The organism is Streptomyces sp. H39-C1, assembly GCF_027158125.1.
GTDB classification, from domain to species: domain Bacteria; phylum Actinomycetota; class Actinomycetes; order Streptomycetales; family Streptomycetaceae; genus Actinacidiphila; species Actinacidiphila fildesensis.
In genome coordinates this window covers 21,468-45,163 of sequence record NZ_JAPVLS010000082.1, presented here as the reverse complement: position 1 = coordinate 45,163, position 23,696 = coordinate 21,468, and the positions used below count along the sequence as shown (strand labels likewise).

The following is a 23,696-nucleotide window of genomic DNA, read 5'->3' as shown; positions in this document are numbered from 1 at the left end:
CCATGGCCAGGGCGGCCATGATGGTCTGGTTGATGCCCATCACCACGGTCCGCTTGGACATCGGCAGGAGCACCTTGGTGAGCGTCTGGCGCCGCGTCGAGCCCAGCGAATAGGCCGCCTCGACCGTCGTCGCCGGCACGGACCGAATGGCGTGCGCGGTGATACGGATCGCGGGAGGCGCCGCGTAGATCAGCGTGGCGATCGTGGCGGAGGCCGGCCCGATGAGGAAGAACAGCGTGAGCGGGGCGAGATAGACGAAGGTCGGCATCGTCTGCATGAAGTCCAGGAACGGCGTCATGATCCGGTTGGCCCGGTCGGACATCCCGGCCCACACGCCGAGCGGGATGCCGATGAGGAGCGAGACGAAGACCGCCGAGAGCGTCAGGGCCAGGGTGTCCATGCTCTCCTGCCACAGGCCTTGCAGCCCGAAGAAGGTGAAGCAGGCCATGGCGAGCAGCGCGACCCGCACGTTGCCCAGGGCCCAGGAGAGGTAGCCGACGATGCCGACGACACCGAGCCACCCGATCTGCGGGACTCCGCGGCCGCTCGAGGGCTGGGAGATCAGCGACTGGATGAAGGTCACCAGGTTGTCGATGACCAGCCGGATCTCGTTGAAGAAGTAGAGGAAGAGCGGATTGCTGTTGCGGTCGGCGCCGATCGAGTCGTTGACGTCGTTGAACCAGCGGTGCAGACCGGTCAGGTCGGCCGCCGCCAGCGCGAGCGTCTGGTGGCCGCGGAACACGGCGAAGATCAGCAGCCAGAGGGCCAGTATCCCGGCGACGACGAACCGGCGCGGGATGGCGCGGATCGCCCCCAGTCGCGTGGGCACCTGGGCGACGACGGCCATCACGCGCCGCCTTCCACGCCCGCGATCACCGCGAGGATCTCCTCGTCGCCGACGACACCCAGCAGCTTGCCGTTCTCGACGACCTTGACCGGCTTCACCGCCTCGAACACCGCCCTGGTGGCGTCCCGCACCACCACGTCCGGGCCGAACTCGGGTCCGCCGAGATCGTCGTCCGGCCCCGCCGGGCGCATGATCCAGCGCAGCGTCAGGACATCGGCACGCGGCACGTCCTTCACGAAGTCGCGGACGTAGTCGTCGGCGGGAGCGCCGACCAGTTCGTCGCCCGTACCGCACTGGACCGTCTTGCCGTCGCGCATGATCAGGATGCGGTCGCCCAGCTTGAGCGCCTCGGACAGGTCGTGGGTGACGAAGACCATGGTCTTGCCGACCTCGTGGTGCAGCCGGATGACCTCGTTCTGCATGTCCCGCCGGATCATCGGGTCCAGCGCCGAGAACGGCTCGTCGAAGAGCAGCACATCCGGATCGCCGGCCAGCGCCCGCGCGAGGCCGACGCGCTGCTGCATACCGCCGGAGAGCTGGTCGGGGTAGGAGTTCTCGTAGCCGGACAGGCCCACCAGCTCGACGACCTCCAGCGCGCGCTTGGTGCGCTGCGCCTTGCCCATGCCGCGGATCTCCAGGCCGTACGCGACGTTGTCCACCACGCACCGGTGCGGCAGCAGCCCGAAGTGCTGGAAGACCATGGAGAACTTGTGCCGGCGAAGCTCCCGCAGGCGCTTGGGGTCGGCGTCGCGGATGTCCTCGCCCTCGAAGACGACCTGGCCGGCGGTCGGTTCGATCAGCCGGGTCAGACATCGCACCAAGGTGGACTTGCCCGAGCCGGAGAGGCCCATGACCACGAAGACCTCGCCGGGCGACACGTCGAAGCTCACGTCCCGCACCGCCGCCGTGCATCCCGCACGGTCCATGAGCTCACGGCGCGACAGGCCGCACAACTCCTCGGACCGCGGCACCTTTTCGGCCTTCGGCCCGAACACCTTCCACAGCCCGCGCACGGAGATGACCGGGGTCCGGTCCTGATCCGGGTCCTGGGACCTGTCGCGCCGCCGCGACACCTCGGTCTGTGCTGGGATCACTGTCGACCTCTCTCCATGCTTCAGGTGTTCGGCCTTCCGGGCTTCAGGTCTCCGGCCCGGTGCGCTTCAGCTGCGGAACCAGCGCTGCGGCCGCGGTTGGATGTTCTGCCAGATGTGCTTGGGCTCGCGGTACTCGTCCAGGCCGGCAGGTCCCAGCTCCCGGCCCACGCCCGACTGCCCGAACCCACCCCACTCCGCCTGCGGCACATAGGGGTGGTAATCGTTGATCCATACGGTGCCGTGGCGCAGCCGGCGGGCGACTCGCTGCGCCTTGCCCGCGTCCTGTGTCCAGACGGCACCGGCCAGTCCGAAATCCGTGTCGTTGGCGATGCGTACGGCTTCGTCCTCGGCGTTCTCGCCGCCGCTGAAGCGTTCGACGGTCAGCACCGGGCCGAAGGACTCCTCGTGCACCACGCGCATGTCCTGGGTGCACTCGTCGAGAACGGTCGGCGGGTAGTAGAAGCCGTCCGCGAGCGCGGGGTCGTCCGGGCAGGCGCCGCCGCAGCGCAGGACGGCGCCTTCGGCGATGCCGGCGGCAACATAGGCCTCGACCTTGTCGCGGTGGGCGGCGGAGATCAGCGCGCCGGTCTCGGCCGCGGCGTCGAAGGGTCCGCCGAGGCGGATCTGCCGCGCGCGGCGTACGACCTCGTCGACGAAGGCGTCGTGCAGCGAGTCCTCGACGATCAGCCGGGCGCCGGCCGAGCAGACCTGGCCCGAATGCAGGAAGACGGCCGTGAGCGCGAAGTCCACGGCCGTCTCGAAGTCGGCATCGGCGAAGATGACGTTGGGGTTCTTGCCGCCCAGCTCCAGCGCGACCTTCTTCACCGTCGCGGCGGCCGTGGCCATGATCCGCTTTCCGGTCTCCAGCCCGCCGGTGAAGGACACCATGTCCACATCCGGGTGCTCGGACAGCGGCGCCCCCACCTCCGGCCCGGTGCCCAGGACGAGGTTGGCGGCCCCCGCGGGGAGCCCGGCCTCCTCCAGCGCCCGCATGAGCAGGATCGAGGTGGACGGGGTCAGCTCACTGGGCTTCAGGACAAAGGTGTTGCCCGCGGCGAGGGCCGGCGCGACCTTCCAGGAGGCCTGAAGAAGAGGGTAGTTCCAGGGGGTGATCAGGCCGCAGACACCGATCGGCTCGTGGACGACCCGGCTGATGGCGTCGTCGCGGCCCGTGTCGATGACCCGGCCCGCGCTGGTGCCCGCGACCCCGCCGTAGTAACGGAAACAGGAGACGACATCCGCGATGTCGTACTCGCTCTCCACCAGCCGCTTGCCCGTGTCGAGCGATTCGGCCCTGGCGAATTCCTTCGCGTCCCGTTCCAGGATGTCCGCCACGCGAAGGAGCAGCGCCCCGCGCTCGCGCTCCGGCGTGCCCGGCCACGGTCCCGAGTCGAAGGCACGGCGTGCTGCGAGGATCGCGGCCTCGGTGTCGGCCCGCATCCCCTCGCCCACGCTCGCGACGAGCGTGCCGTCGGCTGGGCAGCGAATCTCCCGGCGGCCGCCCGCAACCGGGTCGCGCCACTCACCGTCCAGATACAGGTCCGCCACGCGATGAGCCCTTCAGACGAATCCGTTGCGCATAGCGCATCGAATTGCTTGTGGTGGAACACCCTGGCCGAACGGGTGGCGCGCGTCAAGGGGTTGATACCTGCGGGCTTCACCTCTTGACCGCAGGCCTTACGGGACTGGACCATGTTGCGTATCACTCACTCTGTTGCTCATTACGCACCAGTGGAGGTCGCATATGTCCCCTCGCCCACAACCCGGCCACGAGTACGTCCTCACCCTCGCGTGCCCGGACCGGGCCGGCATCGTCCACGCGGTGAGCGGCTTCCTCGTACGCAACTCCGGCAACATCCTGCAGAGCCAGCAGTTCGACGAGCGGCTCAAGGGCCGGTACTTCATGAGGGTCCACTTCGACATCTCCGATCCGGACACAGGTCTGGAAACTCTGCGTTCCCGATTCGGCCCGGTCGCCGAGGCGTACGGGATCACGTGGACGCTGCGGGACGCGGCCACCCCGACGCGCACGCTGATCATGGTGTCCAAGTTCGGGCACTGCCTCAACGACCTGCTCTTCCGGCAGCGGACCGGCGCGCTCAACATCGAGATCCCGGCGATCGTCTCCAATCACCGGGAGTTCGAAGCACTCGCGGACACCTACGGCGTGCCGTTCCTGCACGTGCCGGTGACGCGGGAGACCAAGGCCGAGGCGGAGGCGCGGCTGCTGGAGCTGGTGCGTGAGCTGGACATCGAGCTGGTGGTGCTGGCCCGCTACATGCAGGTCCTCTCCGATGATCTGTGCAAGCAGCTGGAGGGGCGGGCGATCAACATCCACCACTCCTTCCTGCCGAGCTTCAAGGGCGCACGTCCCTACAACCAGGCGTACGACCGCGGGGTCAAGCTGGTCGGGGCGACCGCGCACTACGTCACCCCGGAGCTGGACGAAGGGCAGATCATCGAGCAGGACGTGGTCCGGGTCGACCACTCGCTCGACCCGGAGGAGCTGGTGACCGTGGGCCGCGATGTCGAGGCGCAGGTACTCGCGCACGCGGTGAAATGGCACAGCGAGAACCGCGTCATGATCGATGGAAACCGCACGGTGGTCTTCCGCTGACGCCACGTCGTGCGAGCGCGCCGGCACCCTCGCAGGGGTGGTGCGGAACGCATCAGTTGTCGGCGCGCTCGAGCATCGCGCGGCGCCAGCGCTCGGTCTCGGCGATCTGGTTGAACGTGAAGACGTGCAGCCCCGCCACCACCGCCGAGGGCGCCGTCAGCGCGGGCGCGGTGCGCGTGAGGAACCGCTCCGGCGAATAGCCGCCGGGCGCGGAGAGGCGGACGAACCACGAGGCGTGCCGGGTCAGGAAGCGCGTCGACTCACCGACGCCGATCTTGGTGGCCATGGCGAGCAGCTTCGTCCGCTCCACGGGCCCCGCCACCCCCACATGCACGGGCAGGGCCACGCCGCGGCGCCGGATGCGCCCGACCCACTCCCCCAGGACCTGCGGGTCGAAGCACAGGTTGCTGACGATGTACGTGGCGTGGACGCGCTTCTCCCACATGGCCTGAATGGTGATGTCGTCGTCGATCAGGGGATGCCGCTCGGGATAGCCGGTGATGCCGACATGGCGGAAGGGGCTGCCCAGCTCGCTCAACTGCCGCAGCACGGGCAAGGCCCCTTCGTACGCACCCGCCGAGGGGTTCGCGTCGCCGGCCGGCACGAAGACGTCCTCGACGCCGGAGGCCCGGAGCCGGTCGGCGATCTCCGCGACGTGCGCACCGTCGCGCAGGAGGCGCGCGGGCACATGCGGGACGACGCGGTAGCCATGGCCCGCGAGCCGGACGGTGAGGTCCAGGGTGGGGTCGAGGCCCTTGACCGGCGACGCGGTGACGGTGATCACCACGTCGCGCGGGACATGGGCGAGGACCTGGTCCTCGGTGGGGCCGGCCGGCAGGACCTCGTAGCGGACCCGCTGCAGAAGCGTCCTCACCGCGGGTCGCGGTGGCGGTAGTACGCCGACTTGGAGGGCGGCAGGGGGTCCTTGCCGAGGATGAGGTCGGCGGCCCGTTCGGCGATCATCATCGTGGGGGCGTAGATGTTGCCGTTGGTGACGTAGGGCATGACGGACGCGTCCACGACGCGCAGGCCCTGCACGCCGTGCACCCGCAGGCTGTCCGGGTCCACGACCGCCATCGCATCGGTCCCCATCTTGCAGGTGCAGGACGGATGCAGGGCCGTCTCGCCCTCCTTGGCGACCCAGTCCAGGATCTCCTCGTCCGTCGCGACCGACGGCCCGGGCGAGACCTCCCCGGCGTTGTACGGCTCCATGGCGGGCTGGTTGAGCAGCTTGCGGGCCACCCGGATCGCCTCGACCCACTCCCGCCGGTCCTGCTCGGTCGACAGGTAGTTGAAGCGGAGCGCCGGATGCTCGCGCGGATCCCTGCTCTTGATCTTCACCGAGCCGATGGCGTCGGAGTACATGGGCCCGACGTGCACCTGGTAGCCGTGCCCGCCCGCAGGCGAGGAACCGTCGTACCGGACCGCGATCGGCAGGAAGTGGAACATCAGGTTGGGGTAGTCGACGTCCTCGTTGCTGCGGGCGAAGCCTCCGGCCTCGAAGTGGTTGGTGGCGGCCGGACCCTTGCGGAACAGCCACTGCAGGCCGATGAAGGGATAGCGCCACTTCTTCATGTACGGCTGCATGGAGACCGGCTGCTTGCAGGCGTACTGCACGTAGACCTCAAGGTGGTCCTGCATGTTCTCGCCGACGCCCGGCAGATCGTGGACGACCTCGATGCCCAGATCCTGCAGCTCCTCCGCCTTGCCGACACCGGAGAGCTGCAGCAGCTGGGGTGAGTTGATGGCACCGCCACAGAGGATGACCTCGCCGGCCCGTACCCGCTGCGGCTTGCCGCGACCGCGCTGGTACTCCACGCCGACCGCGCGCTTGCCCTCGAAGAGGACGCGGGTGACGAGCGCCCGGGTCCTGACGGTGAGATTGGGCCGCTTCATGACGGGGTGCAGATAGGCCTTGGAGGCCGACAGCCGACGCCCGCGGTGGACGTTGCGGTCGAAGGCGGCGAAGCCCTCCTGGCGGTAGCCGTTGACGTCGTCCGTGAGCGGGTAGCCGGCTTCCTGGACGGACGCGAGGAACGCGGGAAAGAGCGGGCTGGACGCGGGTCCGCGTTCGAGGACGAGCGGGCCGTCGTGGCCACGGAACTCATCGTCCTGGTCGGCGGCAAGGCAGTTCTCCATGCGCTGGAAGTAGGGCAGGCAGTGGGAGTAGTCCCACTTCTCCATCCCCGGGTCCGCGGCCCAGCGCTCGTAGTCCAGCGGATTGCCGCGCTGGAAGATCATGCCGTTGATGCTGCTGGAGCCGCCGAGGACCTTGCCGCGTGCGTGGTAGACGCGGCGGCCGCCCATGTGGGGCTCGGGCTCGGACTCGTACTTCCAGTCGTAGAAGCGGCTGCCGATGGGGAACGTGAGGGCGGCGGGCATCTGGATGAAGATGTCCCACGGGTAGTCGGAGCGGCCGGCTTCGAGCACCAGCACGCGGTTGGCCGGTTCGGCGGAGAGCCGGTTGGCCAGCGCGCTGCCGGCCGAGCCGCCGCCGACGATGACGAAGTCGTACTGCAAGGGAGCCATGGCTGTCTCGTCTCGCTCGCGCCGTCGATACGCGAGGCATGCTAGTACGAGTAGCGCCATACGCACCAGGTTGCGTGCCACGCAACTTGGAGAGCCATCGCCTCCCTTTCACTTCCCCCGGCCTGTTGTTTACCGCGCGTATAGTTCCGCTATGAGCAACTTCAGCGCAGATAACGAAACTGCCGGGTCGCAGACCGGCGGCGTCCAGTCCGTCGACCGCGCGATCAGCGTCCTGGAGATCCTGGCTCAGCGCGGCGAGGCCGGGGTGAGCGAAGTGGCCACGGAGATCGACGTGCACAAGTCGACCGCTTTCCGGCTGCTGGGCGCCCTGGAAGCGCGCGGTTTGGTGGAGCAGGCCGCCGAGCGCGGCAAGTACCGGCTCGGCTTCGGGATCGTCCGGCTGGCCGGCGCCGTCACCGGACGGATCGACATCACCCAGCAGGGACGCCCGGTCTGCGAACGGCTGGCCGAGGAGCTCGAGGAGACCGTCAACATCGCGGTCATGGAGAAGCAGTTCGCGATCAACCTCTTCCAGGTGCGCGGCCCGGCCGCCGTCAGCGCGCACAACTGGGTCGGCCAGCTGACCCCGCTGCACGCCACGTCCAGCGGCAAGATCCTGCTGGCCCACCTGCCCGCCAGGGAGCGCGCCGAGCTGATCATGGACGCGGGCCTGGAGAAGCTCACCCCGCACACCCTGACCTCGAAGACGAAGCTGGAGAAGAACCTCGCCGAGGCCAGGGAGCGCGGTTACGCCTGGACCCTGGAGGAGCTGGAGGTCGGCCTGCACGCCATGGCCGCGCCCGTCCGCTCCCGCGACGGCGAGGTCATCGCGGCGGTCACCGTGTCCGGGCCGTCCTACCGCTTCACCGAGGAGCGGATGCACGAGCTGGCACCGACACTGATCAGGGGAGCGGCGGAGATCAGCCACCGGATGGGCTACCTCGGCTGAGGAGCCGTCCCCAGCCGCTCCTGGACCCACTCGTGGAAGGCGCCGATGTGGTGCTCGCTGGGGACCAGGACGCCACCCTTGGCGTACAGGCGGGAGCTCATGGCGGGCTGGCAGCGCTCGCAGGCGTCGAAGTCCTGCCGGTTGACGCGGTCGAAGAGCTCGACGGAGCGGCTGACGTCCCTGCCGCTGTCCACGACGTCCTTGAGGTAGAGCCAGTCGCACTCGACGATCGTGCGGTCGGCGGCGACCGGGTACATCCGGTGGAAGATGACATGGTCCGGCACGAGGTTGATGAAGACCTGCGGCTGGACGGTGATCGCGTAGTAGCGGCGGTCCTGGTCGGGGGACACACCGGGTATCCGGTCCAGGCCCTCGGTGCCGTCGACCGTGAAACCCTGGATGTCCGAACCGAACTCGGCGCCGTGGCCGACGTAGTACTGGGCGGCGTAGCCGTCGGCGAACTCCGGTAGCACCTCGGTGAGTTCGGGATGGATCGTCGCGCAGTGGTAGCACTCCATGAAGTTCTCGATGATGAGCTTCCAGTTCGCCTTGACGTCGTAGACGATCCGCTTGCCGACCGCGAGGTTGTCGATGTCGTAGTGCTCGATCGGCTCCACATCGCCCAGCCGCTCCACGACCGCGCCGATGACCTGCTCCTCGAAGCTGGGCGGCTCCTCGGCCAGGCAGACCCACACATAGCCGAGCCATTCGCGTACGTGCACACCCACCAGGCCGTACTCGGTACGGCCGACGTCCGGCATCTTGGTGAGGTTGGGAGCGGCGATCAGCTTGCCGGTGAGGTCGTACGTCCAGGCGTGGTAGGGACACTGGAAGGCCCGGCTGACCTCGCCGGACTCCTCGGTGCGGAGCTTGGCACCGCGGTGCCGGCAGACGTTGAAGAAGGCGCGGATCGCGTTGTCGCGGGAGCGGGCGACGAGGATGCTCTCGCGGCCCACCTCGACCGTCCGGAAGGCGCCGGGCCTGGCGAGTTCCGAGGCGCGCGCGACGCAGAACCACATCGTCTCGAAGATCCGTTCCTGCTCCTGGGCGAAGACCTCCGGATCGGTGTAGCAGGAGCCGGGGAGGGTGGCGATCAGGCTGTCCGGCAGGCTGGTCGATGTCACGTGGGCACTCCCCGGGGACGTTGTGTGATGTGCAACCTGACGTGGATGGCGCAACTTCTTGCGGGCAGAATGTGGCGCGCGGCCCCCGCTGTCAAGCCCCGGCGGCAGCCAGTTGCTTGCGCCAGCGGGTGAACAGCCGAGGCTGGTCCATCCCGAGCACCGCGACCGGAGCCCCGGCACGGCGGTAGACCGCGAGGAAGCTGCGGTCGTCCGCCGCTCCTTCCTCGACCGTGACACTGTCCGCCGCGGCCGCATGGCCCGTGAACTGGATCCGTACGCCGTACTGGTCCGACCAGAAGTACGGCGGCCTGACGGGTCCCGGCTCCCCGGCGCCACCGGACAGCAGGGTGGTGACGGCGACGGCGGGGCGTTCCTTGGCGCCGGTCCAGTGCTCGACGCGGCGGTGGATTCCGGCGGCGGGGTCGTACCAGTTGGCGCAGTCGCCGACCGCGACGACGGCGGTGAGGTTGGTGCGGCCGTCCGCACCGCACTTGACGCCGTTCTCCAGCTCGATGCCGGAGCTCTCCAGCCATTCCACATTCGGCCGGGCGCCCACCCCGACGACGACGATGTCGGCGGGCAGCCGGCGGCCGTCCTCCAGGAGGACCGCTGTCACCCTCCCCCGGCCGTCGGCCGTCGGGACTCCCGCCTCTCCTCGCTCGCCGCCGCTGAACCCCTTGACCCCGACGCCGCACAACAGCCGTACACCGTGGTCGGCGTGGAGCGATGACACGACACCGCCCATCGTCTCGCCGAGCGGTCGGGCCAGCGGAGTCGGCGCCACCACGACGACCGTCACGTCCAGCCCGAGGGCGTACGCCGTCGAGGCGACCTCGGCACCGATGAAGCCGCCGCCGATGACGACCAGGCGCCCGCCACGGGCCAGGTCGTCCCGCAGCGCACGGGCGTCGTCCAGGGTGCGCAGCGTGTGGACGCCGGCCAGCTTCCGCCCGCCCGCACGGGCCGGCAGTGTGCGGGCAGCGGCGCCGGTGGCGATGACGATGCCGTCGGCGCGGACGGCTGTGTCACCGGCGAGGCGTATCCGGCGCTCGGTACGGTCGAAGCCGGTGGCACGGGCGCCGAGCAGCCATTCGGCGGCCAGGTCCTCGCCGTCCGCTTCCAGGGCGAGGTCGGCCTCGGCGACGGCCCCGGTGAGGAACTCCTTGGACAGCGGGGGCCGGTCGTAGGGCCGGTGGGGTTCGTCGCCGATGATGACCAGCCGCCCGTCGTACCCCTGCCTGCGCAGGGAGCGGGCGGCCGACAGACCGGCGAGCGAGGCACCCACCACGGCCACGCTTCTCACGCGGAGCCTTGCGCGAGCCGGGCCCCGACGCAGGGCGGGAGGTTGGGCGCGGCCGGGGACAGCTCGACGTAGATCATGCCGTCCTCGACCAGGACCTGGTGTGTTCGGACGGGACGCTTGGCCGGCGATGTGTCGACCGCGCCGGTGCGCAGGTCGAACTTCGACGCGTGCAGCGGACATTCGACCTCGCACCCTTCCAGCCAGCCGTCAGCGAGTGAGGCGTCCTGGTGGGTGCATGTGTCGTCGATGGCGAAGACCTCTCCGTCGTCGGTGTGGAACACCGAGACAGGCGGGTCGATTTCGAGCCGGTAGGCCTCGCCTCGCGGCAGATCCGCGAGCCGGCACACGGGAATCTTCATGACACCTCGGTGCGTATAACGAAACTGATTGCGGGAAGCGCAACAACAGTTTGGAGGCGCCCCCAGCCGCTGTCAAGAGACACGAAAACCGCCCCACAGCATGGGGCGGTTGACGTACGAACGGGCAGCTCAGGGGCGGTCAGTGGCCTCGCTTGATCCACTCGTCGAGCTGCGGCGCCTCGGCTCCGACGGTCGTCCCGTCGCCGTGTCCGGTACGGACGACCGTGCCGGGCGGCAGCGTGAGCAACCGCTCCCGGATGGAGTCGATGATCGTCGGAAAGTCCGAGAAGGAGCGGCCCGTGGCCCCCGGACCGCCGGCGAACAGCGTGTCGCCGGTGAAGACGGTGCCCAGCTCGGGCGCGTACAGACACACCGCACCTGGCGCGTGGCCCGGGGTGTGCAGAACAGCCAGCTCGATCCCGGCCACCGACAGCTCCTGGCCGTCGGCGAGTTCGCCGTCGGGAGACCGCTCCGGGTGGGTCTGCTTCCACAGGAAGAGGTCATCCGGGTGGAGCAGGATCGGCGCACCGGTCAGTGCCGCCAGCGCGGGAGCCGCGTCGATGTGGTCGTTGTGGGCGTGTGTGCACACGATCGCGCGCAGCGTACGGTCCCCGACAGCGGACGCGATGGCGGCGGCGTCGTGCGCGGCGTCGATGACGATCGCCTCGCTGTCGTCGCCGATGATCCAGACGTTGTTGTCGACGTCCCAGGTACCGCCGTCGAGACTGAACGTCCCACTCGTGACGACATGGTCGATGCGGACGGCGGAAGCGGCGGCCATCAGAAGACCACCACCGAACGCAGCACGTCACCGTTGCGCATCCGGTCGAAGGCCTTCTCGACTTCGTCCAGGGCGATCGTCTCGGTGACGAAGGCGCCCAGGTCGAGGCGGCCCTGCAGATGGAGGTCGACCAGCATCGGGAAGTCCCGGGACGGCAGGCAGTCGCCGTACCAGGACGACTTGAGCGAGCCACCGCGCCCGAAGACGTCCAGCAGCGGCAACTCCAGCTTCATCTCGGGCGTGGGCACGCCCACCAGCACGACGGTCCCGGCCAGGTCGCGGGCGTAGAACGCCTGCCGGTAGGTCTCCGGCCTGCCGACCGCCTCGATGACGACGTCGGCGCCATTGCCGCCGGTCAGCCCGCGGATGGCCTCGACGGGGTCGGTGGCCTGGGAGTTCACGGTGTGGGTGGCGCCCATCCGCTGCGCGGTCTCGAGCTTGCGGTCGTCGATGTCGACCGCGATGATCGTCGCCGCCCCGGCCAGCCGGGCCCCCACGATGGCGGCGTTGCCGACGCCGCCACAGCCGATCACGGCGACGGAGTCGCCACGGCCGACGTTGCCGGTGTTGATCGCCGCGCCGATGCCGGCCATGACACCGCAGCCCAGCAGACCGGCGACCGCCGGGGAGACGGCGGGGTCGACCTTGGTGCACTGTCCGGCGTGGACGAGGGTCTTCTCGGCGAAGGCGCCGATGCCCAGCGCCGGGGACAGCTCGGTGCCGTCGAGCAGGGTCATCTTCTGCTCGGCATTGTGGGTGTCGAAGCAGTACCAGGGGCGGCCACGCCGACAGGCGCGGCACTGACCGCACACCGCACGCCAGTTGAGGATCACGAAGTCGCCGAGAGCCACATCGGTCACGCCCTCGCCGACGGACTCGACCACGCCCGCCGCCTCATGGCCGAGGAGGAAGGGGAAGTCGTCGTTGATGCCTCCCTCGCGGTAGTGCAGGTCGGTGTGACAGACCCCGCAGGCCTGGATCCTCACAAGGGCTTCGCCCGGCCCGGGGTCCGGCACGATGATCGTTTCCAGACTGACCGGGGAACCCTTCCCCCGGGCGACGACAGCACGAACCTGCTGGGCCATGACTACTCCTCGGCTGGTTTCTTATTGCGGTACGCAGCGCACGTATCGCAACGAAAGCATCCGCGAAGCGGATACGGCGGTCAAGGACCGGGCGTCGTCGAGCTACTCGCGGACCGGAGCGTTCACCGCGCGCTGCGCGTCACCGCTGTCCGCGCCCAGCCCCGCGAGCAGGCGCAGCCCGTCCTCGGCGGGACTGCCGGGAGCCGCGGACAGCACCAGCAGCTCCATACCTGTCTCGTCGGGTAGTGCGAAATTCTCCTGGTGCAGTTCCAGCAGTCCGACCAGCGGGTGCCGGTACTCCTTGCGTCCATGCGTGCGGGCGCGCACGTCCGCGCGGGCCCAGAGACGGCGGAAGCGTTCGCTGCCCATCGCCAGCTCGCCGATGAGCGAGGCCAGACGGGGGTCCTCGGGGTACTTGCCGGCGGCCAGGCGCAGGTGCCCGACCACGTCGAGGGTGCACTTCTCCCAGTCCGCGTAAAGGCCGCGCTCGGCCTCCTCGAGGAAGATGTGCCGTGCGGTGTTCAGGCCCGGCATCGGCCGGCCGAAGAGGAGCCCGGCGAGGCGGTTCCCGGCGAGCACGTCCAGCCGATGGTCCATGATCAGCGCAGGTGCGTCGGCGACCAGGTCGAGAACGCGCAGCAGCTCCGGCCGGACCCGCCCGCCCGGCGCCTTCGCGCGGCGGCGGCGCTGCCGGGCGAGCCGGTAGAGGTGCCCGCGCTCGGTCTCGTCCAGGCCGAGGACACCGGCGAGCGCGTCGAGGACCTGCTCGGAGGGCTGGGTCGCGCGGCCCTGCTCCAGGCGTACGTAGTAGTCGACGCTGACTCCGGACAGGTGCGCGACCTCTTCGCGGCGCAACCCTTCGACGCGGCGCCGGCTGTCGGTGGGGATGCCGACGGCCGCCGGGTCGACGCGGGAACGCCGGGTCCGCAGGAAGCTCGCAAGATCGTCCATGCCCTCAGTATGGCCTCGGTGGTTCCCGCGACGTGCCCGTGAAGGTGGTCCTGCCGATACCAGGAAGTCCCGTCCGATGGAAGAGGCGCCCCTGAACGGCGGGCGCCGCGGCGCCCAGGATCGAAGGCATCCGATCCGAAGGAGTTCCCATGAAGACGCTGATCGTCCACGCCCACCCGGAGCCGAAGTCGCTCAACAGCTCACTGAAGGACCTCGCGGTGTCCACACTGGAGACCGCCGGGCACGAGGTACGGGTGAGCGACCTGTACGCGATGAACTGGAAGGCGGTCGTGGACGCCGCGGACTACGGCCCCGACGCCTCGAGTCCGCTGAAGGTCGCCCTGGACTCGGGCCGGGCCTTCGACGCCGGGACGCTCACCGCGGACGTACGCGCCGAGCAGGAGAAGCTGCTGTGGGCCGACACGATCATCTTCCAGTTCCCGCTGTGGTGGTACTCGATGCCCGCGATCCTCAAAGGCTGGGTGGACCGGGTGTTCACCTACCACTTCGCGTACGGCGTCGGCGAGCACAGCGACACCAAGTACGGCGAGCGCTTCGGCGAAGGCACCCTCGCGGGCAGGAAGGCGCTGCTGTCGGTGACCACCGGCGGCCCGGAGTCCCATTACGCCGCTCGTGGGATCAACGGCCCCATCGACGATCTGCTGTTCCCGATCCACCACGGCATCCTCTACTACCCGGGCATCGAGGTGCTGCCGCCGTTCGTGCGGTACGGCACCGACCGGATGACCGACGAGGAGTACACCGACGTAGCCAAGGCCTGGGAACAGCGCCTGCTCACCCTGGAGTCGACCGAACCGATCGCGTTCCGGCGGCAGAACTTCGGTGACTACGAGATCCCCTCGCTGCACCTGAAGGAGGGACTGGAGCCCGCGGGCCACCGGGGTTTCGGGCTGCACGTGCGCGGCTGACCGCCGGCGATGGCCAGGACGGGCCGGCGCGCGAACCCGAGGCACTGCCCGGCCGTGGTGGCAATCGGTGCACCGTGATGCCACGGCCCTGCCCCGGAACCCCCGTGTGTTCCGGGACGGGGCCGTGGCACGGATGAGTGCCGTGAAGGTGGTGCCGTCGAGTTGGTTGCCGGCCGCCCCTCAGGGGCGGGGCCGCCGGATCCGGCGTAACACGCGTCGCGGTCGTCTCCACGGCTGACGTGTCTTCGTCATCAGTCGTCGTGCGTTCGGATCATGTGGTGAAGGAGACCCGGAGGAACTCGAGGATCTCCGCCCGAGCGGCCTCGGCCTGCGGTTCCACGCCCGGCATGCCGAGGAACGACGTCACCGCACTGATCGACATGGTTCTGCCGCAATTCGCCGACGGCCCCGACCCCGCTTAGCGCCGGGTCGGACCGGATGCGCCCTGTTGCCCGGGGCCGTTCGCGTTGCCGTTGCCGTTGCCGTTGCCGTTGCCGTTGCCGTTGCCGTTGCCGAGGGTCCACGCCTCGATGTCCCGGTAGTGGATCGGCCCGCGGCTACGGCCCACGTTGCTGCCGACCAGGTGCAGACGTTCGGCAGCCCATCGGCTGCCGGTGAATCCGACGAAGCCTGCGGCGATCTCTCCGACGGAGGATCGGTCGCCCCGGCGGGCCCGGGCCAACGTCAGATGGGGGCGCAGGGGCCGCTCCTCGAAGACGACACCGCAGTTCCTGACGGCGGTACGCACAGCGGCGGCGAGCAGGTGCAGTTCCTCGAGGTCTCCGTCGATTCCGCTCCACAGCACCCGGTCGTCGAAGTTTCCGCTGCCGCGCAGTGCCAGACACGGGGGCCGGTGGTCCGCCGCAAGGTCGGCGAGAGGCGGGCGCAGCAGCGGAACGGTCTCGGCCGGGAGCTCCCCGAGGAACGCCAGGGTGATGTGCCAGTCCTCAACACGGTTCCACCGCATGTCCGGGTGCGTGTCATAGGCGGGGCGCAACTCCCGGGACAGCTCTTCTTTCGCGTGGTCGGGCGGGGCGAGCGCGATGAACACACGTACGGTCGCGGGCTGAGCCTGTTCGTTCACACTGGACTTCGTACCACCCGGGCAGGCGATGCCCCGGCGCGGGTGCCGCGGAAGAGGCAACATGTCCAGGCCGTTTCTTTCGGATCGTCCTGCCCAGCGGATGAAGAGCCCGATGCGAATTCCGAAGTCCACCGATGAGTTCTGCAGGCGCGGCGGGTCTACCCCGTTGTACGTCATCGAACCTCGGACTGGAGACACACCATGACCGCTCCCGCACACGCCGGTCGCATGCTGTTCGTGAACATGCCCGTGGCGGACGCCGAGCGCAGCAAGGCGTTCTTCACGCGGCTCGGGTTCAGCTTCAACCCGATGTTCAGCGACGAGACCGCGGCCTGCATGCTGGTCGGCGAGCAAGCCTCCGTCATGCTGCTCAGCCACGAGAAGTTCGCGCAGTTCTCGAAGCTGCCGATGGCCGATCCCACCACGCACGCGCTGGCGCTCTACTGCTTCAGCGTGGCAACCCGCGATGAGGTCGACACGGTCGCTGAGGCTGCGTTTGCCGCGGGCGGCACCGAGGCGGATGGCCCGGAGGACCACGGCTTCATGTACTCACGCAGCTTCTTCGACCTTGACGGCCACGGCTGGCAGATCATGTGGATGGATCCGTCGAGTACCTCGGACAGCTCGACTTCCTAGACGGAGTCGTCGCGGTCGACTCCACACACGGTCGTCGACCTCCAGGACAGCACTTCAGTCGAAGGCTCTGCCGGTGGCGGCGAAGAGGCGGGCGCAGCGGTCCGCCATGGCGTCCGGGGATTGGTCCGGATGGTTGATCCACCAGCGGACCAGGGCGCTGACCAGGCCCCGCCAGGCGTATTTGAGCGCGTCCGCATCAAGTGGGTCGGGGGACCCGGTCGCGCGCAGCAGGTCGGCGGTGCCGGTTGAGGCGAGCTGGTCGATGGCGGTCCGGTAGCGCGCGGCGATTCGGGCGGGCTCGCTGTCGGCGGGCAGCGAGGCGTCGTAGAGCACGAACCACCCCTCACGTCGGCCGTCCAGTGCGGTGAAGATGGCGCGCAGCACCAGCAGTGGTGTGCGCGCTGCGGTGGCGTCGCCCTCCGCCATCGCGGCGCGCATGGCGTCCAGCAATTGGTCGCCGACCGGGTTCAGGCAGGCGAGGAAGAGGTCCTGCTTCGCGCCGAAGTACTGGTGCAGCAACGTCTTGGTGACGCCGACGCGTGCGGCGATGGCGGCCAGCGACGCGGAAGCGTAGCCGTGGCGCCCGAACTCTTCGGTGGCGGCGGCCAGGATCTGCTGCTCACGGCGAGCCCGTGGAACGCCCTTGGTGCCGGCCCTGCCTTGGGGGGTGGTCATGGGCTCGATGTTACCCTAACGTAATTTACCGGCAGGTACATTACCCTCAGTCATCATGGAGTATCGGACCCATGCCCGACCCCACGACCGCTCCCCGCACCTCCCGCGTCCGCTCCTGGTGGGGATGGGGATGGGCCGACGCTCACCCCGACGACGCCGAGTGCACCGCCCTGGGCGCCCTGCTCCCCGGCACTCTCCCCCACCCGCTGCCGGCCCCGCGGACAGCCGACCTGAACATCGGACGCCCCGGCGCCGAGCCCCCGCAAAGCCTCGCCCACCTGGTCACCGCCGACCCCGGACCGCGCGCCGCCCACGCCATGGGCAAGGCTTATCGCGACGTCATCCGTGCCCTGCGCGGGCAGCCCGGCCGGATCCCCGACCTGGTCGCCCATCCGACCCGCGACCAGGACGTGGCCGACCTTCTGGAGTGGGCCGGCCAACACCACGTCGCCGTGGTCCCCTTCGGCGGCGGCTCCTCCGTCACCGGAGGTGTGGAGTACCGCGGAGACACCCACCACGCCGTCATGTCCCTCGACCTGACCGCCATGGACCGGGTCCTGGAGATCGACGCCGACAGCCGCTCCGCTCGCATCCAGGCCGGCACCTTCGGCCCCGCGCTGGAGGACCAACTGCGACCCCATGGCCTGACCCTGCGCCACTTCCCGCAGAGCTTCGAGTTCTCCACCCTCGGCGGCTGGCTCGCCACCCGGGCAGGCGGCCACTACGCCACCGGCCGCACCCACATCGACGACTTCACCCAGTCCCTGCGCGTGGTGACCCCCGCCGGTACCAGCACGTCCTGGCGACTGCCCGCCTCAGGCGCCGGGCCCTCTCCCGACCGGCTCTTCCTCGGTTCCGAAGGCGCCCTCGGCGTCATCACCGAGGCATGGGTGCGCCTGCAGGAACGCCCCCGCCACAGTGCTTCCGCTTCCCTCGCCTTCACCGACTTCCACGCCGCGCTGAACGGGGTACGCGCCATCGCCCAGTCCGATCTCGCCCCCGCCAACTGCCGCCTGCTCGACTCCGGCGAGGCAGCACTCGCCGGCGCCTCCCGGGACGGCTCCGCGGTACTCGTCCTCGGCTTCGAGTCCGCCACCGCACCCGTCCACGCTCGCCTCGCCCAGGCCCTCGACCTCGCCCGCGCGCACGGCGGACGGGGCGGTGAGTCCGCCGCCGAGGCAGGCGCCCCGGCCGACGCGGCCGTCGGTGCCTGGCGCTCCATCTTTCTGCGCATGCCCTACCTGCGCGACGGTCTGGCCAGGATGGGAGCCGTCGTCGAGACCTTCGAGACGGCTACCACCTGGAACCAGCTGCCCGCCCTCATCGACGCCATCCGCACCGAGGTCGGGACCGCCGCACGCGACATCACCGGCCACCCCGCAACCATCAACTGCCGCCTCACACACGTCTACCCCGACGGCGCCGCCCCCTACTTCACGGTCCTCGCCGCCGGCCGCCCCGGCGACGAAGTCGCCATCTGGGACCACCTCAAGACCGTCGCAAGTGACGTCCTCCACCGCCACCGCGCCACCATCACCCATCACCACGCCGTCGGCCGCGACCACCGCCCTGGTTACGACCGCCAGCGCCCGGAACCCTTCGCACTCGCTCTGCGCGCCGCCAAGCACGCCCTCGACCCCCACGGCATCCTCAACCCCGGCGTACTCGTCGACTGAGCCGGAGTGCGGAACCGGTGATGCGGTCGGTCATGGTGTTCAGGCGGGTACGGACAGGGCCGCACCGTAGCTGGACAGAGCCGCCTTGGCGTCGGCGAGTGCGAAGCGGGCGCCAAGGTGCCCGTCCGGGCGGACGAGGAAGCCGGTCGGGCCCTCAGGTCGGTACAACCGGGCGAACTCCCCGGCGGTGTCACGGTATCCGGGGACGGCCAGGGCTCCGGGATCGGTCGGTGCGGCTTCCCGGGCGAGGACGGCGATGGTCTGCAGGCCGGCCCCGGCGTCCGGGCCGTCGGGGGTGTCAGGGCTGCTGCCGGTCATCCGCAGCACCCCGGCAGCATCGGCGGCTTCGGCCAGGTCGGCCGCCTCGGCCGCGTACAGGACCAGCACGTGGCCCGTGCGGTCGCGCAGGATGTCGAGCAGGCGCAGCGGATAGGTGGCGATGGGGGTGGTCAGGCCGGCGCAGTCCGGGGCCCGGTCGCCGGGTTGGGGTGCGTTGGTCGGCCCGTACGGGCTGTCGGCGAGTGGGCCGTCCCGGTAGCCGACGAGCAGTTGGGCTTCGCGGAGCATGATGGTCTTCGGGTCGTCCGGGTCGGCCTCGATGCCGCGGGTGGCGTGCCGGACCGTCCGGCCGACGACCTCCTCGCCGACCGGGCGACGTTCGGCGTCGTAGCTGGTGAGCAGGGCCGGCCCGGCCTCCCCGCTGATGACGAGCGCGAGCTTCCAGGCCAGATTGCAGGCGTCCTGGATGCCGGTGTTCATGCCCTGGGCGCCGGTCGGTGGGTGGATGTGGGCGGCGTCGCCCGCGACGAAGACCCGGCCGTCGGCGTAGCGGTCCACGATCCGGTGGCTGATGCGGAAGACGGAGGACCATCGCATGGTGGAGAGGGTGGCCGGCCTGGGGGCCAAGCGGTCGACGACAGCCTGGACATGGGACAGCTCCGGGACCCGGCCGCCCTCCAGGCCGTGCGCTACGCCGGCTGTCCGCCCGGGCGCCGGGTCTGTCGCCTGGGCGGAGAGTTCGGGCGGGACCAGCATCGACATGCGGTAGCGTCCGGCGCCGGGCAGCGGGATACAGACCAGCAGGTCATCGGTGGCGCCGTCGTCGGTGTGGTGGAGGGAGCGCACGCCGTATCCGGGCGGAAGGTCCCAGTCCGCCTCGACGTCGGCCAGCATGTACTCCTCGGCGAAGGCGCCTCCCTCGAAGCCGAGCCCCAGTCCTTTGCGAACGGTGCTGTGCGCGCCGTCGCAGCCGATCAGATAGCGCGTACGGACCTCCTCGGCACCGCCGGACGCGGTCATCAGGCGGGCGGTGACTCCGCCCGCGTCCTGGGTGAACGAAAGCAACTCGGTGGAGCGCTCGATTGCCGTGCCCAGGCCCCTGACGTATTCCTCCAGCAGGCGCTCGGTCTCGTACTGCGGGAGCGCGGCGAATCCGTAGGGCACCTCGGGCGGCAGCGCGAGCTCGATCCGCGCCTGCTCCCGGCCGTTGACGTAGATCAGCTGGCCGTGCATCGGAACGGCGGCTTCCAGGACGGCGCGGACCAGGCCCATCCGGTCCCAGATCTCCAGGGTGCGCGTCTGGATGCCGACAGCCTTGGCATACGGGAGGCGGGCCGGCAGCCGGTCGATGAGACGGCAGCGCACCCCTTGGCGGCGGAGCTCGGCAGCCGCGCTCAGTCCCACGGGGCCGGCGCCCGCGATCAGTACGTCGATGGACCGGGTGTGCGACACGGGCGCCTCCTCGGCTTGTCCCCCCGTATCGCCCCTCTGCTCCATGGTCCCCCTCCGGGGCACGGGCGGCGAGCCGAGGCCCAGTTCATCCCCTGACTCCTGATCTGCCGGCCGACTGAGCGCCTCATGCCCACCCCCACCACCCACCACGGGCAGCGGCGGCGGGCTGCGCCATAGGAGACCGGCGTCAGGGCCTGTCCGGCGCATCGTGCCGGACAGGCCCTGGTCCCGGGAAGGGCTCAGCGCTTCAGCGTGAAGGTGAAGTCGCCGGAGAGCTTGCCGCTCAGCCGGACCGCCGAAACGAGACTCCCTTCCATGATCAGTCTCTCGACCTCGGCCCGCGAAAGCCCGCAACCTTCAGCGATCAGCCGCACCGGCCGGACCGGAATCCGCGCCGCGAAACGGACCGAGATGTCGATCACCTCTTGGTCCAGGTGATCCGATCCGCCGGTGTCGAGGCGCCAGGCATTGTCCCAGCCGAGGGCGATGCGATTACGGCGCCGCACGACCGGATCCTGGAGCAGCTCAGCTGCCAGGCCAGGGTCGTTGTCATGCAGCCGGTCCAGCAGCTCAGGTCGGACGGAGCGCACATTCACCCGCTCCAGGACCGTGAGCTTCGCCGTTTCCCCGCAAGCGGTACAGAGCACGAGGAGCCAGGCGTCGATGAGCTTGTGGTGTGCGTTGACGCGAAATTTACCGCTTGCCCGGAAGCACCCGGACGCGCACGCGTGGCAACGGCGGAGAACGAGCGGAAGGCAGGTGGGCGTGACCACCCAGTTCTTGAGCACAGAGGTACACCAGTCCTGGTGAGAAGTCCGCAGCAAAAAGGAGCGCGGCGCACATGCGCGACGCGCGACGATTCAGCACTTGGGAGGTCTCACACGGTGTACAACGGCACGTCCTTGCCCAGACGACTCGGTCCGGCAGCACGGTAGTGGCGCACAACGGCGCCGCTCCACTGGTTTTCGCGTGCCGGCCCCCGGGCGCCAGGGCGGTCTCCGCCATTCAGCTCTGCTGGACGTCCTTGACGAACACGAGACCGTCGCTGTCGGCCAGGTGGGCCGGGTCGAGCGGGGCGTAGCCGAACCAGGGGGACACGCGGGTCTCGGGCCGTGTGGTGCCGAGGGCGGTGGCCAGCCGCGGGGCGTCGATGACGCAGCGGTCTTCCGGGAGCGCGTACAGGAGTCCTTCGACGGTGTCCGGCGGCGGTGTGTCCACTCCCTGGTGCCGGATCGTGCCAAGGGCTGCGGCCACGAAGGCGTACTCCTTGCCGAGTTGGGCGCTCACCAGCGCACCGGCGCTCCACCACTCCACCGGCCCCTGCCACATCTGCATCGTGCTCTTCTCCCGCTGGAGATGGGAGTTGTGGGCGTGGACGAGTACCGGGCCCCGTTCGGCGAGGGCGAGGAGGTTGTGGGCCATCATCAAGTCCCGCAGCGCGCACAGCCGGGTCATGCGGGCCGGTGAAGTGTCGGCCATCGAGTGGTGGTAGCGCAGCAGGCCGGTCGCGGTGCGCCCGTACAGGCGAGCCCGGTCCCAGTCGTCCCGCGAGTTCGCCGTGATCAGGTGCGGCGTCCGCGCGTCGAGCAGCGCCACCAGATCGTCGGTGAGCAGCCGCAGTTGACCGGCCTCGGCCGACTGCCCCGTGGATCGGGACGGGTCCATCATCGCGGCGGGATCGGTCCACCGGTCGTCGGCACCCAGCAGGCGGTCGAGGGTGTCCGCGGTACAGGGGAGCAGGTCCGCTTCCACCCGGGCCGCGAGGTAGCCGTGGAGTGCGGTGAGGGCCTGCCGGGGGCTCGCGGCATGGGTGATCTCCAGCGGGCCGTCGAACCCGGCGAAGCGGAGCCGCTCAAACGCGGGCCGGCCGTCGGTCTCGGCGCGGACGTTGTAGGAGCGCATCCAGCGCACGAGCTCGCGGTTGGCCGCGAAGGTGCCCCAGCCGTGGCTGACTCCCTGCTCCATGACCTCGTCGAGAGTGCCCGTGCCCGAGGTGACGTAGTCGTCCACGACCAGTCCCATCATGCAGTCGCTCTCGATCGTGATCGTCCGGTAGCCCTCCTGCTCGACCAGCTGCTGGAAGAGCTCGTTGCGCAGGTCGAGCAGAGCATCCTGGCCGTGGGTGGGCTCGCCCAGGGCGAGCAGCCGAGGCCGGTCCTGGAGCAGCCTCATGACGGCGGCAGCCTCGACGGCATGGACGGTGTCCTTGATGTCAGTAGCCATGCCTTCAACGGTATCGTTGAACCTTCGTTTGAAACTTTCCCGCGATATCGTCAGCTTCATGCGGAGAAACCTTCAAAGTGGTGATCGGCTCAGGCCGGTCGATCTGGCGCGCGGGCACGGTCTGTCCACGCAGGCGGTCAGGAACTACGAGGAGGCCGGCATCCTGCCGGCCGCCGTTCGCACACCCCACGGCTACCGCACCTACACCCCGCTGCACGCCGGGGCCCTGCGCGCGTTCCTCGCCCTGGTGCCCGGCCACGGCCACCGGACGGCGGCGGCGATCCTGCGGGCCGTGAACCAGGGTGCGGTCGACGAGGCGTTGCGCCTCATCGAGGAGAGCCACGCCCAACTGCTCGGCGACCGGCGGACGCTCCAGGCTGTGGAGAGCGCCCTCCGCGACCTGGAGCCCGGTTTGGGGTCCGAGCCCGGTGTCGGGTCCGAGCCCGGCGTGGAGTCCGAGCCGGCCGCGGTGTCCGGGCCCGGCGGCACCTTCATTGGGCCCACGTTCATCGGGCCGCTGGCGGACCAGCTCGGAATCCGGCCCGCGACGCTGCGCAAATGGGAGCGCGCCGAGCTGGTGCGCCCGCGCCGCGACCCACGGACCGGTTACCGCGTCTACGACGAGGCCGACGTTCGGGATGCCCGGCTGGCCCATCAGCTCAGGCGGGGCGGCTATCTGCTGGAGCAGATCGCCCCGCTGATCACCCAGGTGCGGGCGGCCGGCGGCCTGGAGCCGCTGGAGGCCGCACTGTGCGACTGGCACGGTCGACTCTCCGCCCGCGGACGGTCGATGCTGACCGGGGCGGCAGAGCTGGAGGCGTACCTCCGCGAGCGCGGATGAGACCTCGATCGCGAGCCGGCTTCGGCTGCCCGCGGCGGCCGGGCCGGCCGGGACCCAACTCGGTCTGCACGACGTGCTGGTGCGGATCTCATCACTGTGGGTTTTTTGCGGCATGACCCTGCTTGTGACCCGTCGCCACGTGGACTACGGGCGTGTCACCAGCACCGGTTGTCGCGCCGTGCGCTGACGCCACGCTCCCGGCGTCCGGCCGCCCTCTCCGGCCGCTGATCATCCCCCTTGTCTCCGCGCCTTCGGCGCGCTC

Annotated in this window: 22 protein-coding genes; 6 read left to right on the top strand and 16 right to left on the bottom strand. The window is 69.9% G+C overall.

The window, feature by feature from the left end:
* From O3W51_RS37435 to O3W51_RS37425, 3 genes are all read right to left on the bottom strand, one after another.
* Nucleotides 1-847, bottom strand: an 847-nt coding sequence (locus O3W51_RS37435) for an ABC transporter permease (RefSeq protein WP_269288528.1), incomplete at its 3' end; no start/stop codon positions are given.
* Nucleotides 847-1,941 carry a quaternary amine ABC transporter ATP-binding protein gene (locus tag O3W51_RS37430; RefSeq protein WP_269288527.1) on the bottom strand — a complete coding sequence of 365 codons (1,095 nt, stop codon included), beginning with the start codon at nt 1,939-1,941 and terminating at the stop codon, nt 847-849. The genes O3W51_RS37430 and O3W51_RS37435, both read right to left, overlap by 1 nt.
* Nucleotides 1,942-2,007: 66 nt before the next feature.
* Nucleotides 2,008-3,489, bottom strand: coding sequence for an aldehyde dehydrogenase family protein (locus tag O3W51_RS37425; protein ID WP_269288526.1), 1,482 nt, complete (start codon nt 3,487-3,489; stop codon nt 2,008-2,010).
* Between the two features lie 196 nt (nt 3,490-3,685).
* Here O3W51_RS37425 and purU point away from each other — a divergent pair, with 196 nt between their 5' ends.
* Nucleotides 3,686-4,558: a formyltetrahydrofolate deformylase gene (gene purU, locus O3W51_RS37420; protein ID WP_138351832.1), complete on the top strand. Its 873-nt coding sequence runs from the start codon at nt 3,686-3,688 to the stop codon at nt 4,556-4,558.
* A 52-nt stretch (nt 4,559-4,610) separates the two neighbouring features.
* On the opposite strand, the gene O3W51_RS37415 is transcribed toward purU, so the two are convergent.
* Both O3W51_RS37415 and betA read right to left on the bottom strand, forming a co-directional pair.
* Nucleotides 4,611-5,432 carry a methylenetetrahydrofolate reductase gene (locus tag O3W51_RS37415; protein ID WP_138351833.1) on the bottom strand — a complete coding sequence of 274 codons (822 nt, stop codon included), beginning with the start codon at nt 5,430-5,432 and terminating at the stop codon, nt 4,611-4,613.
* Nucleotides 5,429-7,087: a choline dehydrogenase gene (gene betA, locus O3W51_RS37410; protein WP_138351834.1), complete on the bottom strand. Its 1,659-nt coding sequence runs from the start codon at nt 7,085-7,087 to the stop codon at nt 5,429-5,431. Before betA ends, O3W51_RS37415 begins: the two co-directional genes overlap by 4 nt.
* A 151-nt stretch (nt 7,088-7,238) precedes the next feature.
* Between betA and O3W51_RS37405 the strand changes: the two genes are divergently transcribed.
* Complete coding sequence (locus O3W51_RS37405; RefSeq protein WP_138351835.1) at nt 7,239-8,036, top strand: IclR family transcriptional regulator; 798 nt, start codon at nt 7,239-7,241, stop codon at nt 8,034-8,036.
* Here O3W51_RS37405 and O3W51_RS37400 read toward each other — a convergent pair.
* The 6 genes from O3W51_RS37400 to O3W51_RS37375 all read right to left on the bottom strand — a co-directional run bounded on the left by O3W51_RS37400 (nt 8,024) and on the right by O3W51_RS37375 (nt 13,639).
* Nucleotides 8,024-9,160 carry an aromatic ring-hydroxylating oxygenase subunit alpha gene (locus tag O3W51_RS37400; protein ID WP_138351836.1) on the bottom strand — a complete coding sequence of 379 codons (1,137 nt, stop codon included), beginning with the start codon at nt 9,158-9,160 and terminating at the stop codon, nt 8,024-8,026. The genes O3W51_RS37405 and O3W51_RS37400 overlap by 13 nt on opposite strands.
* A gap of 91 nt (nt 9,161-9,251) precedes the next feature.
* Nucleotides 9,252-10,463, bottom strand: coding sequence for an NAD(P)/FAD-dependent oxidoreductase (locus O3W51_RS37395; protein WP_138351837.1), 1,212 nt, complete (start codon nt 10,461-10,463; stop codon nt 9,252-9,254).
* Entirely contained in the window at nt 10,460-10,822 is a 363-nt protein-coding gene (locus O3W51_RS37390; RefSeq protein WP_138351838.1) for a bifunctional 3-phenylpropionate/cinnamic acid dioxygenase ferredoxin subunit, read from the bottom strand. Before O3W51_RS37390 ends, O3W51_RS37395 begins: the two co-directional genes overlap by 4 nt.
* Before the next feature lie 139 nt (nt 10,823-10,961).
* Complete coding sequence (locus O3W51_RS37385; protein WP_138351839.1) at nt 10,962-11,603, bottom strand: MBL fold metallo-hydrolase; 642 nt, start codon at nt 11,601-11,603, stop codon at nt 10,962-10,964.
* On the bottom strand, nt 11,603-12,688 hold the full coding sequence (locus O3W51_RS37380) for an S-(hydroxymethyl)mycothiol dehydrogenase (protein ID WP_269288525.1): 1,086 nt from the start codon (nt 12,686-12,688) through the stop codon (nt 11,603-11,605). Before O3W51_RS37380 ends, O3W51_RS37385 begins: the two co-directional genes overlap by 1 nt.
* A gap of 102 nt (nt 12,689-12,790) precedes the next feature.
* Nucleotides 12,791-13,639, bottom strand: a complete 849-nt coding sequence (locus O3W51_RS37375; protein WP_269288524.1) for a helix-turn-helix transcriptional regulator — start codon at nt 13,637-13,639, stop codon at nt 12,791-12,793.
* A 149-nt stretch (nt 13,640-13,788) separates the two neighbouring features.
* Between O3W51_RS37375 and O3W51_RS37370 the strand changes: the two genes are divergently transcribed.
* On the top strand, nt 13,789-14,568 hold the full coding sequence (locus tag O3W51_RS37370; RefSeq protein ID WP_138351842.1) for an NAD(P)H-dependent oxidoreductase: 780 nt from the start codon (nt 13,789-13,791) through the stop codon (nt 14,566-14,568).
* Between the two features lie 418 nt (nt 14,569-14,986).
* On the opposite strand, the gene thpR is transcribed toward O3W51_RS37370, so the two are convergent.
* Entirely contained in the window at nt 14,987-15,652 is a 666-nt protein-coding gene (thpR, locus tag O3W51_RS37365; RefSeq protein WP_269288523.1) for an RNA 2',3'-cyclic phosphodiesterase, read from the bottom strand.
* Nucleotides 15,653-15,853: 201 nt separating this feature from the next.
* Between thpR and O3W51_RS37360 the strand changes: the two genes are divergently transcribed.
* Entirely contained in the window at nt 15,854-16,288 is a 435-nt protein-coding gene (locus tag O3W51_RS37360) for a VOC family protein (RefSeq protein ID WP_187144701.1), read from the top strand.
* A gap of 54 nt (nt 16,289-16,342) precedes the next feature.
* On the opposite strand, the gene O3W51_RS37355 is transcribed toward O3W51_RS37360, so the two are convergent.
* A complete protein-coding gene (locus O3W51_RS37355; protein ID WP_138351844.1) occupies nt 16,343-16,963 on the bottom strand; it encodes a TetR/AcrR family transcriptional regulator in 621 nt (206 codons plus the stop codon).
* Nucleotides 16,964-17,034: 71 nt separating this feature from the next.
* On the opposite strand from O3W51_RS37355, the gene O3W51_RS37350 reads away from it, so the two are divergent.
* Nucleotides 17,035-18,639 carry an FAD-binding oxidoreductase gene (locus tag O3W51_RS37350; RefSeq protein ID WP_138351845.1) on the top strand — a complete coding sequence of 535 codons (1,605 nt, stop codon included), beginning with the start codon at nt 17,035-17,037 and terminating at the stop codon, nt 18,637-18,639.
* A 39-nt stretch (nt 18,640-18,678) separates the two neighbouring features.
* On the opposite strand, the gene O3W51_RS37345 is transcribed toward O3W51_RS37350, so the two are convergent.
* The 3 genes from O3W51_RS37345 to O3W51_RS37335 all read right to left on the bottom strand — a co-directional run bounded on the left by O3W51_RS37345 (nt 18,679) and on the right by O3W51_RS37335 (nt 22,593).
* A complete protein-coding gene (locus O3W51_RS37345; protein ID WP_138351846.1) occupies nt 18,679-20,415 on the bottom strand; it encodes an FAD-dependent monooxygenase in 1,737 nt (578 codons plus the stop codon).
* A gap of 194 nt (nt 20,416-20,609) precedes the next feature.
* Nucleotides 20,610-21,158, bottom strand: coding sequence for a DUF1062 domain-containing protein (locus O3W51_RS37340; RefSeq protein WP_138351847.1), 549 nt, complete (start codon nt 21,156-21,158; stop codon nt 20,610-20,612).
* 217 nt (nt 21,159-21,375) lie between these two features.
* Nucleotides 21,376-22,593 (bottom strand): erythromycin esterase family protein, encoded by a 1,218-nt coding sequence (locus tag O3W51_RS37335; RefSeq protein ID WP_138351848.1) that lies wholly within the window; start codon nt 22,591-22,593, stop codon nt 21,376-21,378.
* A 58-nt stretch (nt 22,594-22,651) separates the two neighbouring features.
* Here O3W51_RS37335 and O3W51_RS37330 point away from each other — a divergent pair, with 58 nt between their 5' ends.
* Nucleotides 22,652-23,434: a TioE family transcriptional regulator gene (locus tag O3W51_RS37330; protein WP_269288522.1), complete on the top strand. Its 783-nt coding sequence runs from the start codon at nt 22,652-22,654 to the stop codon at nt 23,432-23,434.
* The last annotated feature ends 262 nt before the right edge of the window (nt 23,435-23,696 follow it).

Coding starts and splice junctions, on each gene's coding strand:
- O3W51_RS37360 (WP_187144701.1), top strand. CDS start 15,854: ATGACCGCTCCCGCACACGCCGGTCGCATGCTGTTCGTGAACATGCCC.
- O3W51_RS37355 (WP_138351844.1), bottom strand. CDS start 16,963: ATGACCACCCCCCAAGGCAGGGCCGGCACCAAGGGCGTTCCACGGGCT.
- O3W51_RS37405 (WP_138351835.1), top strand. CDS start 7,239: ATGAGCAACTTCAGCGCAGATAACGAAACTGCCGGGTCGCAGACCGGC.
- O3W51_RS37345 (WP_138351846.1), bottom strand. CDS start 20,415: ATGGAGCAGAGGGGCGATACGGGGGGACAAGCCGAGGAGGCGCCCGTG.
- betA (WP_138351834.1), bottom strand. CDS start 7,087: ATGGCTCCCTTGCAGTACGACTTCGTCATCGTCGGCGGCGGCTCGGCC.
- purU (WP_138351832.1), top strand. CDS start 3,686: ATGTCCCCTCGCCCACAACCCGGCCACGAGTACGTCCTCACCCTCGCG.
- O3W51_RS37335 (WP_138351848.1), bottom strand. CDS start 22,593: ATGGCTACTGACATCAAGGACACCGTCCATGCCGTCGAGGCTGCCGCC.
- O3W51_RS37350 (WP_138351845.1), top strand. CDS start 17,035: ATGCCCGACCCCACGACCGCTCCCCGCACCTCCCGCGTCCGCTCCTGG.
- O3W51_RS37380 (WP_269288525.1), bottom strand. CDS start 12,688: ATGGCCCAGCAGGTTCGTGCTGTCGTCGCCCGGGGGAAGGGTTCCCCG.
- O3W51_RS37375 (WP_269288524.1), bottom strand. CDS start 13,639: ATGGACGATCTTGCGAGCTTCCTGCGGACCCGGCGTTCCCGCGTCGAC.
- O3W51_RS37330 (WP_269288522.1), top strand. CDS start 22,652: ATGCGGAGAAACCTTCAAAGTGGTGATCGGCTCAGGCCGGTCGATCTG.
- O3W51_RS37390 (WP_138351838.1), bottom strand. CDS start 10,822: ATGAAGATTCCCGTGTGCCGGCTCGCGGATCTGCCGCGAGGCGAGGCC.
- O3W51_RS37370 (WP_138351842.1), top strand. CDS start 13,789: ATGAAGACGCTGATCGTCCACGCCCACCCGGAGCCGAAGTCGCTCAAC.
- O3W51_RS37385 (WP_138351839.1), bottom strand. CDS start 11,603: ATGGCCGCCGCTTCCGCCGTCCGCATCGACCATGTCGTCACGAGTGGG.